Source organism: Paenibacillus sp. FSL R7-0128, from assembly GCF_038002245.1.
Lineage (GTDB): Bacteria > Bacillota > Bacilli > Paenibacillales > Paenibacillaceae > Paenibacillus_AQ > Paenibacillus_AQ silagei.
Map to the genome: position 1 here is coordinate 742850 of NZ_JBBOCD010000001.1, position 15031 is coordinate 757880.

Below are 15031 nucleotides of genomic sequence, written 5' to 3' on the forward strand. Positions count from 1 at the left end.
ATGAACCAACTAGAGTTGATTGGAAAGGTAGCGACCGAATTTCTTCGGCGGGAATTACAAAATAGCCAATCTGAAGAGGGAATTGCGCGTTTCTTATTAGATCGCCTTACCGGAGATCAGGTCACTTATATATGCAAAACAATAAGCCAAGATATGCTATTAGTTTCGACTATGGCCATAAAGGTCCCGCGAAAATTAGTTGAAGCGGTCGATTTGCCATCTGAAATGGTTACTGACGAAAAGACAACATTTTGGAGAAATGCTTCATGTGATAAGCCCGCTATCTTATTAGCAAATACGAACGATGATCAAGGGCAATCATTAAGAGATATAACAAGGGTTGGGGCAGGAGATTTAAAAAGTCACCCTGATATATGGGTACAAGTAGCGAGTCGCGATCTCCCTCTAACTGATGAGCAAAAAAGGCACTGGCAGCAAGCGTTGAAAGGTTTGCAAGAGGCAAATGAGTGCAGTCTTGAGGAATTTAGTGAATTTACCGTAAAAGTGCGTGAAATAATTGCTGAGAATGGTATTCCTGTTGTTAGGGCGATTGGCTGGGCGCTACCTGCACTTCGCATTCCACGTGATTCTTACTATTTTGACGCAATCCCAGAGAGTGCTTTAGGTCATGCTAATAGATGGAAGAAACTTTTTACAGATGCATATAACAAAAGAGCTTGTTATCTATATAAGCAACATCCGAATCGTCAAGTCATTGAGAACAGTGAGATCCAGGCATCTTACGAAAAAGTGAAAAGTCAAATTGATCCGTCTGTTCAGCCAATTATGGAATTGTTCATTGAATCGAATGTGAGCTGGTCCGTCGCCGCGGAAAACCTGTCAGAGCTAGAGTGGGAGATGGATAAAGTCAACCTACTATTTTTCGAATTGAAGCCAATGAAAGTGAATTTGGCAGAAAAAACTCGGCAATTGTACGATGATGAGTTTCCAGATACATTAACGGATGCTGAAATTCTTTATCTAGATAATCTAAACGAGCTTTTTAAAAAGAAAAAAGCGAAGGAAGCTACAGAGGAAGATAAAGATTTTTACGATAAGCACCGTCATAACTTAGACACAGAAAAAGTACTAAAGGCGGAATGGGATCGATTTGTTTATGGAAAGGCGATTGAATGTACAGATTATTTAGTTGGTTTATTAGAAGGCATTGAGCGCCTCTTCGCTCAATGCGATAACTTTATTGGGGAGAAGACTTTAAAAATTCGTACTCAGAAGACCGTTAGTAAAAAGTCTTGGCTGGATCTAAATGCAGATGTAAGTATGGCATTCTGCAATGCTTACAGAGGGCTTGAAAAGTTGACTAACTGGCAAGTGAATTGGGAAACGCATTATTTGTTTAAGTACGATGAATTATTATTAGAGGCCAAACAGAAGAAAGGCTATAAAAAAAATACCTCAACAGCAAGAGCCGCTATTCAAATCGTATTCTACATAGAGCTTAGCTACCTTGACTTACAGGGATCGAAACAAAAAAATGAAGTAAAATTGGTATGGCAAGGAAACCCTCAAGAGATTGGCCTCGAGCTTCACGAGGATTTAAAGAGGCTTGCCGATCATCCCTTCTCTTATTCTAGTGTATCCCTAAATCCAGTTAGCAAAAAAGGCAAGTTACAGGGGTTATCTTTAAGTGATGTAGGTACAATTCAAGCAGTGTTCGGACAGGATAGGGGTTCGCTGGTTGGTGTATATGCAAAAACAACTGATTTGCAAAAAACAATTCTCAATAACCTGAAGAAGTTGTTCGAGGAAACAAGACTCACAAACAGCAATTATGAAGCTCTTAAAGAATCGTGGAATCAATTTTCAGTAAAGTATAAACAGTCTATAAATGATTGGCTAATTGATGGTATCAGTTCTGATTCAATGATTGAACAAAGTGAGATGTACGATAACTTCTTACGCTCCTTACAAGAGCATGCCTTGGGTGATATGAATCGAATTCATGTTATGCAGCCTGTTATGGATATCGGGAATATAAGGGTTGATGGGGATAAAAATAAACCAATGACAATTGTAGCCCCATGGCACCCAATGCGAATGGCGGCAAAGGCGGTTAAGGCAAGGCAAGTCATTGGTTTGTTAAATTATGTATTGACATCGGACCAAGTCGACTTTGGTGATCAACGTTTGTTCTTTACGGATCTCAAAGAAGAAATATTGAGCCCATATTATCCTGAAGTTGCCTTAGGTTATAAGGGGTATGAACCGGTGCTTCTTTCAATTACAGATACTAAGAATGATTACACCTTAATGGAAAGCCCAGTACGAACAGAAGAAGAAATGCAGACGAATGAAGACCCAAAAGAAGCAAGTAACAAACTTCTTAACCTAGTTGAACGTTACTTGGATCTTCAACCACATGAAAGGACGAATTTAAGTTTAGTCTTGTACAACTCTGATTCCACTAGGCTTCCGGAGACAATTGTAAATTCCCTAGCCGCAATGCATGAGGTTGAAGATGAGGTTCGCTGTCAGGTGATACTGAGGCATCGTGATACAAATAAGTTAAACGAGTTATATATGAAAATGATAGAGAGTACGGACAGTGACGCCGACTCCTTTGTTGCGAGCGAGGTGACTCGTGATTTTATGGCACGCCTCCGTGTAGAAGTAATGGCACATGAGGCTACAACGTTAGACTCAAAAGAGGGGAAGTTAGCTGATATCGTATTTTTGCAAGATGTTATCTCGCGGCAAGCAAATCTTGAATGGGATGAAGTTAAAGTGAGACAGATGCCGGAGTTACTTAATCACTATCCTCCGCGGTGGGCAAAAAGAAGATCTACGGCGAAAGATGAACTTAAATCTACGGTGTATTTGGCATGTCCAAGTCAACCTTCAGTTGGATGGTCTTACTTATCATCAATATATTCAGTTGTTAAGGGAAAGGATGTTAGCCCAGGGACATTCTTTTTACCAGCAAGGCAAATTTCGTTCCAGAATGATAAGGTGAAGGAAATCTTCGATGAAGCTCACAAACTCGGCGAATGGGTAGTCAATTATGATCAATTATTAGAACGAAGACAGCTTAGGAATCTTGGGGTGAAGGTTATAAAGTACCAGCACAATAAATCCCATGGCTCAAACATTGTTGTATCTTCAAAATCTAAATTGAACCTATTAAATGTACTTGTGAAAAGAAGATTAAATGCTTTAGGCCTAGGGTTAAATGAAGAGGAATTAGTGCAGCTCACGGAGCGATTTATTGAGGATGCCAATACAATATCAGGCGACATCGTACTACGTGCTGCAAAACGAGGTGTGTTTGCAGGTGAATTAATTGGTGTCGTATTAAGTAAGACGCTCCTTCAACCCGAAATAGGAACTGAACAGGCTATAGGTTGGTTTTTCCTTGATGATTATGCAAGTTGGCTTGGACAAAAAGAAGAGCAAATTGCAGATATATTGGCGCTTGTACCTAAACTGGTTAATGATAAGCCAATTCTTCAAGTATTTATTTCTGAAGCAAAGTATGTCGATGCCAAGGGTGTCTCCGAAGCAAGGAAAAACTCTTCAAAGCAGTTGCGGGATACCGTCAACAGAATGGATAACGCACTATTTGGCAATCCGGGGCGACTTGACCGTGACTTATGGCTTTCCAGATTAAGTGACCTGCTAAATGACGGTATTGAATTAGCTCCGAATTCTACCTTTACTGTTGAAGAGTTGCGTGAGGTTATTCGAGCAGGGGAAATTCCTATCGAAATCAAGGGTTATTCCCATGTATTTGTATCTACCTTACCTGATACAGTTTTAGATAGTGAAAGAAACCCCATTGTAAATGCTAAAAACTCCTATCAAGAAGTTTTTACTAGAGATCTTGTAAGAGAATTAGTATTGGCTTATCATCGCGGGACCTCGATCATTGAAGTCAGGGAGCAGCTTGACGAAAGTAAGCCTTGGGAATTATTTAATCCTAAATTACCAGCTCCTAGAATCAATTTTGTTGCTGCTAGTAATAATAAGGCTGTCACTGGAGAAAAAAAATTCTTTGAAACTTCAGATGACAAACAAATGCAGATTAACCTTGAGACAGATGAAGCTGCAGGAGATACAGGAGAAAGCTATTCCGTAACCATGAAAGAAAAAACAGTATCGTTAGAGCCAGACGTAAAGAGACCCATTGTAGAAATGGGCGGTGAAGTTCCTTGGGCGAATGGTGGGTTGCAAGAATGGATATTACAGAATACTCAAAGCACGGAAGAAACCAATGAGGATCAATCCTGGGTTAGTGAGACAGTGAATAAACTTAGAATGGCTTTAATTAGCTATAACTTGCAGGCGAAAGTAAATGGACATCGACTTACGCCTAATGCTGTTGTTATAAAATTGAAGGGCTCAGATCAATTAAAGGTTGACGATATAGAAAAACGGAGATCGATCCTTCTTACTACACATGCTCTTAATGTAATAAATATTACGGCTTACCCAGGAGAGATTGTTGTGTCCTTAGCGCGTCCTCAAAGGCAAAGCATATCGTTAGCAGATGTTTGGAAGGTAAGAAAGGTTCAAACCAATACATCAGGGTTGAATATGAGTTTTGTTATTGGGGTTAAGGAAATTGATGGGGAGCTACTTTACTTAAATTTGGGGGGAGAGTTTGAAGGTGGAGCTCAGCATGCTCCACACACACTCATTGCGGGGGCAACCGGAAGTGGTAAATCGGTTTTGTTGCAAAATTTAATTCTTGATATTTGCGTAACAAATAGTAAAGATCTAGCACATATTTATTTAATTGATCCCAAATACGGCGTTGATTATATGCATCTTGCAGAACTTCCACATCTTGTTGAAGGAATTATCGACGATCAGAATAAAGCTACACAGATACTTGAAGATCTTGTGGATGAAATGAATGATAGATACCAGAAATTTAAGGGGATTAAAGTAAATAACCTTAAAGATTATAATGCTAAGGTCTCAAATAATCAAAGGTTGCCACTGATATTCTTGATTCACGACGAGTTTGCTGAATGGATGCTTGTTGATGAATATAAGAATGCGGTTTCCTCCATTGTTCAACGTTTAGGGGTGAAAGCGCGCGCTGCAGGGATACACTTAATTTTTGCTGCTCAACGCCCAGACGCTAATGTTTTACCCGTTCAATTGAGGGATAACTTGGGGAATCGGTTGATTCTGAGAGTCGAGAGTGTAGGGACTTCTGAAATTTCCCTTGGGGAAAAAGGTGCGGAGAAATTGCTTGGAAAGGGGCATTTAGCAGCAAGGCTGCAGGGAGAACCTGGGTTGATATTTGGACAGGTTCCTTTTCTCTCTAATGAAAGCATAACAACACTTATTAGTATAATTTAAACAATTAGTTGATAAATTATCTCTAAGCTGAATCAGCTAAGATTAAATGTTTCATCAATTATGGACAATTAAATGAGATTGATATTTTAGGGGGTGATTATTTGGTACAGTTTCGACCTATGGCAAGGATAATTTCCCATTTAGGGGAGCGGCTTATCAGTAATAGCAAGGTGGCTTTGCTTGAGTTAATTAAAAATTCATACGACGCAAAATCAGAATTTGTTGAAATAACTATTGATCAGGCAAATGAAGAAATGATTATTTATGACGAAGGACATGGGATGAATGATGAGACACTGAGGAGTAACTGGCTTGTGGTAGGAACAGCAAACAGACTCGATGGCAAAGAGCTGTTAGATAATGATGATGATTTGCCACTTGGTGAAAAAGGGCTGGGAAGATTCTCAACTATGAAGTTAGGCTATGGTTTAATTCTAGAAACTTCGACTGCAGAAAGTAATTTTGCTTGGAGATTAGAAATAGATTGGACTCAATATGGATATAAAAGTAAAAAATTCTTAGATGAGATTGATAATACTCTTATAAAGACTAAAAAAGAATCAGGGAAATCCTCCTATACTAGAATAAAAATAATTGGCTTAAAAGAATTTATTGATCCTAAGTGGAATGAATTTAAAATTGAACAATTTATAAGAGAAACTGCCAGTAAGTATATGAATCCTTTTATAACACTTTCTAGGACTTTTGAAATCAGAGTCACAATTTCAAATGGTGGTCGAAAAAAAAGGGTAAGGGTTGGAGAAGTGGATAAATACTTGTTTCAACAAGCACATCATGAGATTGAAGGCTATTACACTCCTGGGAAGATTCACTTTGCATATGTTATCAGAAGAAATGGAGAAATCATAGATACAAAAACTGATGTAATACCTGTAGATAGGAATATGTCTATGAATGATCCTCAAGACGAGGGGTATGTGGGGGAATTTTCATTTCACTTCTACATCTTTAATAGAAGAAGACTAGGAGAGATAAAAGGATTTGAAAGCAGAAAGGTAATCACTGAACTTCTTGATATGTATACCGGTGGGCCGATGATTTTTCGTGATGGATTTAGGATCTTTCCATATGGTGAGTCTGGTGATGACTGGCTCGAATTAAATAAACAGAAATTCAGAAGAGGAAAAACTAGTATTATAGGAGAACAAACTGCTGGGTATATTTCTATTAACTCCAATAAAACTCCTTATCTTGTTGATCAAACAAATCGAGAAGGCTTAGTAAAAAATAAGTCCTATGAAATGTTTAAAAGTATAGTACAGAACATCTTCTCAACAATGTTAGAAGCATTAAGAAGAAATGAGCCTAAAGAGACTTCCATTAAAATAACTGACAATGCAAAAAAATCTGCAAAAGATATTGAGAAGGTTGTAAATAATTTGTATGAAACCGGCTCGGTCTCGCTAAAGGATGCAAAACTGATAATTAAGAATTCAAAGAAGATTGAACGAGGATTCGATGAGTTGAAGCTTAGAGAACGAGCCCTAGTTGAGACTGCAGCCATTGGTATGACCTCGATTCAAATAGCCCATGAAATTTATAATTTCATGCATAAAACAACTTCTACTCTTAACACCTTGGGGAGTAAAGCTCCTAGTCATCTGAAAAATGATATTGAACTTTTAGAGATTAATTTTAAGTCATTAAAGACTATGTTGTCACAGATAGATGAACAAGCTATAACCCTGCGTAGATATAAGTCTACTGTAAATCTTGTTCAAGAATTAATGAATATAGTAGAAACAATGAATAACGTTGCTCTAAAATATGAAACGCCTATCAAAATAATGTTGATAACAGAAGTTTCATCAATAAAAGTTAAGGTGAATAAAGGGCTGCTGATTCAACTGTTTGATAATTTGATACTAAATTCGCTATATTGGATAGATTCTCTTAAAATGTCGGATGGCTCGGACCACGGACTAGTGGAAATCAAAATTTTCGAAAATGGTTTAGTTTTAGTTTCTGACAATGGTCCTGGCATATCAAAAATTGATGCAGATGCAATATTTGAGCCATTCTTTACGAGAAAACAGAATGGTAGAGGACTGGGGCTATTTATTTCAAGAGAAATCGCGGCATTTCACGATATTAGCCTTGAGCTTTTGAGTCTGCTTAATCAACAAAGACGATTTTATTGTTTCCAAGTAGATTTTTCAAAGATACTGGAGGATAACTAATGATTATTAATTCCAACTCGATTAATAATTTGAAAATTCGAAAAATTTTGATGATTGATGATGAGCTGAAAGAACTTGAGGGCGATAAAAAATTTCAAATGGCACTCTCTGTTATATCGAGATTCAGTGCTGATCAAAATCTTTACAGTAAGCTCGTTCAGCTAATTGATGAAAATATAGTTGAGGATATTTTAAGTTATGAAGACTTCAATATTTTATACGAAAATGAAGATATTAGAGACATAGTTATAAATGCTGTTTGTGAATTTAAAGCAGATGCTTTCTATGGTTCTGCCTACCCTATCTATCAGAAGCTATGTACTGCTTTTCAAGGTATTAATGTTGATTTTCTTACAGATCCATTAAAACCAGGAAAGAAGAAGCTGGCAGACTATGACCTCATTTTTATGGACTATGAATACTCAACTAACACTACTGCGTTGGAGATTATACATAAATTAAAGCTCAATAGGGGATCTCTTAACTATATTATTTTTTTAAGTGGTAAAGATACCTTCACCTATCATAACGAAAGTTATAGTATGACAGGGCCAGAGTTTAAGCAGGATCTCCTTCGTAAAGTTAGGAGTGATAATTTTTCAGAATTTAGCGCGTTGATAAACTATCTGAATAAAGAAAAAACTACCGATGAAATTATCTTTAATTATGAATTGAATCAAATTCTTGAAGAGTTTAATTCTGGTAGAATAATGACTGAATCAATTGAATCATTGGGTAAATTATTAATAGACGGAGTAAATGATGCACAAAAGCAGTTAATGTTGACTAATACAAAAACAATGAAGGCAGTAATCACTGAAAAGTTGGAAAAAGAAGGTGTATCTGAAACTAGTTTTTTAATTGATTTATCTGTATCCATAGTAAAAAATTTAATAAACAGTAACATTCCCCAACTAAAAAATATACACAAAAAAATCGAAAATATTACTGGTTGGGAAGGGGCAATTTGGGACTACGAAACAGATAAACATATTAGAGATTTAAGAGAATTACAGATACTCGATAAAACAGTTAACACGCGGTTTTCTCCAGTTGATTTTGGCGATATATTTACTTTCAGTCTTAATGGAAAGCAGGTTAGAGGACTGCTAGTAGCTCAGACTTGCGATCTAATTGTAAGGTGGCAAGATGAGGCCTTAGGTCGACATGCTAATGTATCCATGTTTATTCTGGAGGAATCAGAGGAGACTAGGCAAAAAAAGGGGATACTTAAATATAGAATTGGAGAACATAAAATTACGTGGAATCTTCGCCGGAAATTATTAGTTCCGACCAAAATTTTAGATTTAGCTAGTCTTAACCTTGATGGTGCATGTTCCTTTAAGGTTGATCAAGAGATTACAAGGCAGTTTAGCTGGGGTTCTTACTATACTAATCATATGAAAAATTGTATTAAAGATATAGCTAGTGTAATAACAAAAAAAGGCGTGAACATTTTTTGGGAAGACGGGATTGCTTGGCCCTTTAAAAGAAGGAAAGATACTATAACTTTTCCATTGAGTCGGTGGGCAAGATTAGATTACCTGCATGCATTAGAGATATATAAACAGTTTTTAGATATTGAGTCGAGAGTACCAATAGTCAAAGACATCTCTGATGAACCATTATTACTAAAACAGATTAAAACTAAGTTTAATAATAAGGATGCACGAATTAATGCCTTGATTAACGAGCTTGGTGGTTCGAATTTTTACTTTGATTATGACAATTTAATCAGTTTTCTCAAACAGGAAACAAGGGCTGAAGGTTTGTTTGACTCGTTAGCTAGTGAATTAAAAATGGATCACTTTATTGCAAAACAGCAACATGGTAAGAGACTCTTAGAAATTGACCCAAAGAATTCTATCCTTACTGAGCTACTTTCAAATTATGGTATAAATATCAACCTTTCAAAAGACAAAACCTTAGTGAATATATTCTTTAAACCTAATAAATGGAAAGGAGAGGACGAAGTCGCTGCATTAAGTGAGTAAAAGGAGTATAACTTGGAATTGGCTACTCTGTGTCCAATAATTTTTATTTTAATTCGATGTTCGCATTAAAATAACATTTTCCTCGCATATAATTTGGCTATATTGTGAGGTGATATGTAAATGAAGAATTAAAAATAGTTTTCTGGTACAAAATTCATTAAAGTGCGAGTTGTAGCCTTTGAAAAGCACAGCGAATTAAAATGTTTTTTAGGAAGGGGGACAAATGCACAACTCGGGCAGCAGTAACGTAGTAACTGAAGCAGGGAATTCTAATATAATAAATAGTAATAAATTGGTTTAGGCACAGAGTCGTAAGGTGGATGAACTCATTAATCAGATTTACTCAGAAAAGAATGGATATTTTGTTTGAACTTTTGTCTTGGAGGAGATGTTGTGAGCTTTCCAGTATGGTTTATACAAACGGTTCAAGCTCGGTTGGATGAGGTGAGCACACGGCTTGAACGTCAATCGGAGCCTAGACAAGCTTTTGAACAAGAGCGTAAAGCTTTTCAAGCGTTGTTTGCCTCCATCGATATTGCACGTAAGCCAGAGTTTCAGTATTGGGAGGATAAGCTTTCTTTAAAGCACTCCCTTCTTTATGAAAGTCTATATCTACAAGGGCTTAAGGATGGAATGCAGCTTGCTAATGCAGTTGCTACTTCTTCAGTCCTATCTGATTAAGATAGGAAACTAGGGTATACCTTATGTTAGGGCTGTCCATGCGACGGTCCTTTTTGATTTGGAAGGAATACATTCCCAAATTGTCGAATTACCATATATATTGTAAGTAAGGCTGTTGAAGGTCTTCTTGAGTAATCCTATACTACTAAAATCATTAACGATTAAAATCATTAACCATCCTGGAGGATTCCATGCCACTACCAGAAATAGTCACACAGATTTTTAAGCGTAAGCAAAAGTCATATATGATGGTCCTAATCCTATCCTTAATTGAAGAGCTTAGAGCGTCCAAGCGGGAGCGAGTGTCATATGATCGCGTTAAACAGCGGTTCCTTAACTATTTTATAGCTGAACAAGAAAAAGGAAATCGGGTTGATTTGCCACAAGGGAAGAAGTTATGGAGAGAAGCATCTAACAGTCGGTTGAAAGATATCATTAACAGTCCTGTTAATGCACTTTCGCATATTTTGTATGTAGATTTGAGAGAGAACACTATTGGGTTTAATAGCCAGATTCATAGACAGCTAGGGGAAGAGGGGCTCTCACAATTAGAGCGGCTTGCCAACGAGGAGCTACAGGCTTACAACGCTGCTTTGCAGCGGTTCTCTTTGCAAGGTTATCTGGAGAAAATCTTGGCGGAGTACACCTCTGCTAAAATGGAAGGCTTTGCGGGCCATTCACTTGGCACATTGTTTCGTCAGACCCTTCCTTCGGAACTTAAAGCTTTACCCTTCATAGATGATCAATATAAAGTTCAAGGCTCGGTCGGACAAGGGAATTGGGCAGCGGTTCCTTGGCTGGCAGTTCTGGATAAACGAATCACGGAAACGACTCAGCATGGGGAATATGTTGTGTATCTGTTTGCTGAGGACATGAGTGCTGTGTATCTTACATTTAATCAGGGTGTAACAAAGCCCATTCAAGAGAAGGGGCGCAGAGACGGCTATGCTTATCTGAGAGACCGGAAAGAAGCGCTTCTAGACTTTCTTGCTCTGACTAATATGAATAAGGATGAGAATATTCGTCTCGTGGATAGCGGTCTAGGACAAGACTATCAGGTATCGACGGTTGCTTACATTAAGTACGAAAGAGGAAACGTCCCGAACGATGAGCAGCTCATTCAAGATCTTGAGAATGTAATCGAAGATTACCGTCTATATGTGGAATCGGCGATGGCTCCCAGTGATGACGAAACCAGTGATGAGGAAGTGGAACTATTGCCACAAGAAGCTGAGCCGCTGGAAGACGGACAAGTCCTAAGTATCCTCCACCACATTCAATCCCACATCCGCCGCCAAGGCTTCTTTTTCCCGGAGCACCTGATCGAGAACTTCTACCTCTCGCTGAAGGCGAAGCCTTTTGTCATTCTGGCGGGGATATCGGGGACGGGGAAGACGAGGCTGGTGAAGCTGTTTGCGGAGGCGCTGGGGGCGATGCGGGATAATGGGCAGTATACGTTGATTCCGGTGCGGCCGGATTGGAGTGATCCTGCGGATCTGCTGGGGTATAAGGATCTGTCGGGCAGGTTCCAGCCGGGTCCGATCACGCAGGTGTTCGTGGAGGCGCAGCAGCCGGAGAATCGGCATAAGCCTTATTTTATCTGCCTGGATGAGATGAATCTGGCCCGGGTGGAGCATTATTTCAGTGATCTATTAAGTGTGCTGGAGACGCAGGAGTGGCGGGAGAGTGAGATTCAGACGCAGGAGCTGATCTCTCGTGCCTTGCTGGGTACGGCTGAGGACCAAGTGACCTATGGCGGCCTGGGCATCCCGGAGAATGTATTCCTGATCGGAACGGTGAATATGGACGAGACTACGCATCCTTTTAGCAAAAAAGTTCTCGACCGCGCAAGCACCCTGGAGTTCAATTACATCAATCTGCAGCAGTATCCGCAAGGGGCTGAGCAGGACGCGGGTGATCCCGCTGATCTTAATGAGCTGAATCATCTCTTCCTCCGTTCCGATTATTTGCAGCTGGTGGATGCCTATGATACTCATCAGGAGCTTGTTGTGCGGACAACGGAGAGACTGGTTCAGATTAATACGCTGCTAGAGGATATCCATGCTCATGTGGGCTTCCGGGTGCGGGATGCGATTTGCTTCTATATGATCTATAACGAGCGCTATGGTCTGATGGATGAGGAAGAGGCGTTTGACTGGCAGCTGCTGCAAAAGATTCTGCCGCGTATCCAGGGAAGTCATTCCTCCGTGCGCCGGGTGCTGCTTAATCTGATGAAGGTTGCGATAGGCAGCGATGCTGGCATAGCGGTTAATGTTCGAGAACTCATGGACGATGATGCTTCGCCACTCTATCTGAGATGGGCTGCCGGGCAGAATCCGCTTGGGGTGAAGCATCCGCAAAGTGCCCGTAAATTGGCTTATATGCTTAGGAGGCTGGAGGAAGATGGATTCACCTCATACTGGCTCTCTTAATCAGGCGGTGGAATTGCTCCGTATCGAGACGGAGCTTTTTACACTATATGTGCAGGGGCGGCCCTATCATCCTACGGTGGAGACGTTGCAGCTTCATCGCTCCCCGGATCAGGAGTGGGTGAATGCTCAGCTTGGAATTACATGCTCGCAGCGGCTTGGGGAAGTGCAGATTAAGGTGTTCTCGCCTGAAGCCTATGGGCTGATCGACTGGCAGCCGGGAGAGTCTTCCTTTCCTTGCTTTTATGAGACGCAGCCGTATGAACTGGTGATTCAGAATAAGAAGGGGGCCAAGCTTACTTTCTATCATGACAATGTGCTGCTCCGGCAAGCGGTTAAGCCTCTGGGTGATTCTATTCTTGCAGGTGTGCTGAACTTTGGGAACGAGGTTGGGCTGACGGAATGGGAGATCCGGGGCGAAGGGCAGACGCTGCTGCGGGTGGAGATGGAGATTTTCCCCTCGAAAATGGATTATAAGCGGGATTACCAGAACCTTCTGCATGAGGTGAACGCGCAGATCTATAATTTGGCTTTTGATTTTCTGCGCCGGACCTATCAGCTAACTGGCCTTAAGGAGACGCAGCATCAGAGCCTGACGGAGTTCTTCGCGATCCTACAGCATGTATTCAGACAGCTCTTGGATGCCGTTGAGCGGATCAACAAGAATCCTAATGTTGCGCTGCTCCAGGAGCGGCGGTTAATGGATGCAGGCCGGGTCAAAAAAGCCGGAAGAGAGAACATCCGCGAGCTCGCGAAGCATCCTGAACGGTTAAGAGAAGACATGAATCATGGCTTCTTAACGATCGACAACCGTAGCTATACAGCATCGCACTTAATGGAAACACGGAAGCGCCTCGCCTATGATACGAGTGAGAACCGGTTCGTCCGCTGGATGCTGGAACGGATTCATGGCAAGCTGAAGGAGCTTAAGAGCCGCTGGAAAAAGAACGGCCGGACCTCAGATCCGCTGCTCATTCGAAGAATAGACACGATGCTCACTCAGCTGGAGCGGGTGCTTAAGATAGATTTTCTGCGGGAGGCCGGAGCGCTGAAGCAGATGTCTGTTACGCTTGTGCTGCAGATGGCCCCCGGATACCGGGAGGTCTATCGCTGTTATCTCATGCTGCTCAAAGGCCTGTCGATCCAAAGCGACCTGCTTCGCCTATCCATGAAGGATGTCGCGCAGCTCTATGAATACTGGTGCTTCCTTAAGCTGAATCAGCTGTTGGGGCAGAAGTATAGGCTGGTGAAGCAGGATATCATCAAGGTGAACCGGAACGGGATCTTCGTTACGCTGGACCGCTCGCAGAGTGCGCAGATGGTCTATGAGAATCCGGTTAACGGGGAGCAGTTCATCTTGTACTATAACTCGATTCCGAGAACGGATAAGACGCCGACACTGAGTCAGCGTCCCGATAACGTGCTTACCCTGAAGAAAAGGGATGCGGGTCAGATCAAGGAATATAAGTATGTTTTTGACGCGAAGTACCGCTTGAATCCTGCCTGTCCGGACACTCCCTATGAGAAAAGGTATGGGCAGCCCGGGCCGGAGGAGGACGACATTAATACGATGCACCGCTACCGGGACGCGATCGTGTATCAGGAGAAGAGCTCGGGGGAGTATGAGCGCAGCATGTTCGGGGCGTATGTGCTATTTCCTTATCCGGATGAAGAGCGGTTCAAGAGCCACCAGTTCTACCGCAGCATTGAGCTGCTCAACATCGGTGCCTTCCCGTTCCTGCCGAATGCCACAGGTCTGGTGGAGCAGTTCCTGGATGAGATTATCCGCGACAGTCCGGAGAAAGCCTATGAACGATCCACACGCCCGCGCGGCACGAAGGAGTATTATGCCAATAAGCTTGGGGGCAAGAATGTGCTGGTTGGTTCTGTCCGGGGGCCGGAGCAGGTTGGGGTGGCGGTGCGGAACGCTTTTTATCATATGCCGCTTAAGAATCTTGCCCTCCAGAAGCTGCTGACCCAGATCGAATACATCGCGATGTGCCAATCCCGCAAGAAGTTCATTGATCCCGCCAAAACAGGCATTCACTGGGTAGGCAAGGTAGCGGATTGGCAGGTGCTGCGGCGTAAGGAGATCACGGAAATCCCTTGTAGGCCGGGTACCAAGGAAGAGCTGTATGTACGCTTCACGATTGAGGAATGGAAGAGGTTAGCTGATCCTATCGCGCTGGGAGGACAAGGGATTTACAAGGTGCTCTTTACGAGTAAGTACATCCTGGACCGGGCCTTGGAGATTGCCGAGCTGCGGCTGGACACGGAGGAAGCGCTCCGGGAATGGCGTGAGAAGCGCCGCAAGGGCAGAGTGCAGGTGAGGCTGGATCATGAGGAGTATGTGGATTTAGGTAGGGTTGTGGAGGTTAGGAATATTTGAAGAAAA

At 41.4% G+C, this 15031-nt stretch carries 6 protein-coding genes; all 6 read left to right on the forward strand.

Translation table 11 applies throughout. The features are described from left to right. A complete protein-coding gene (locus NST26_RS03115; RefSeq protein ID WP_340978481.1) occupies positions 1-5331 on the forward strand; it encodes an FtsK/SpoIIIE domain-containing protein in 5331 nt (1776 codons plus the stop codon). Positions 5332-5432: 101 nt separating this feature from the next. Then, positions 5433-7532 (forward strand): sensor histidine kinase, encoded by a 2100-nt coding sequence (locus NST26_RS03120; RefSeq protein ID WP_340978483.1) that lies wholly within the window; start codon positions 5433-5435, stop codon positions 7530-7532. Further along, on the forward strand, positions 7532-9526 hold the full coding sequence (locus NST26_RS03125) for a hypothetical protein (RefSeq protein ID WP_340978485.1): 1995 nt from the start codon (positions 7532-7534) through the stop codon (positions 9524-9526). The genes NST26_RS03120 and NST26_RS03125 overlap by 1 nt, the downstream gene beginning before the upstream one ends. Before the next feature lie 393 nt (positions 9527-9919). Then, complete coding sequence (locus NST26_RS03130; RefSeq protein ID WP_340978486.1) at positions 9920-10207, forward strand: hypothetical protein; 288 nt, start codon at positions 9920-9922, stop codon at positions 10205-10207. Between the two features lie 632 nt (positions 10208-10839). Further along, on the forward strand, positions 10840-12639 hold the full coding sequence (locus tag NST26_RS03135) for an MrcB family domain-containing protein (protein ID WP_340978487.1): 1800 nt from the start codon (positions 10840-10842) through the stop codon (positions 12637-12639). Continuing rightward, a complete protein-coding gene (locus NST26_RS03140) occupies positions 12611-15025 on the forward strand; it encodes a restriction endonuclease-like protein (protein ID WP_340978488.1) in 2415 nt (804 codons plus the stop codon). Before NST26_RS03135 ends, NST26_RS03140 begins: the two co-directional genes overlap by 29 nt. The last annotated feature ends 6 nt before the right edge of the window (positions 15026-15031 follow it).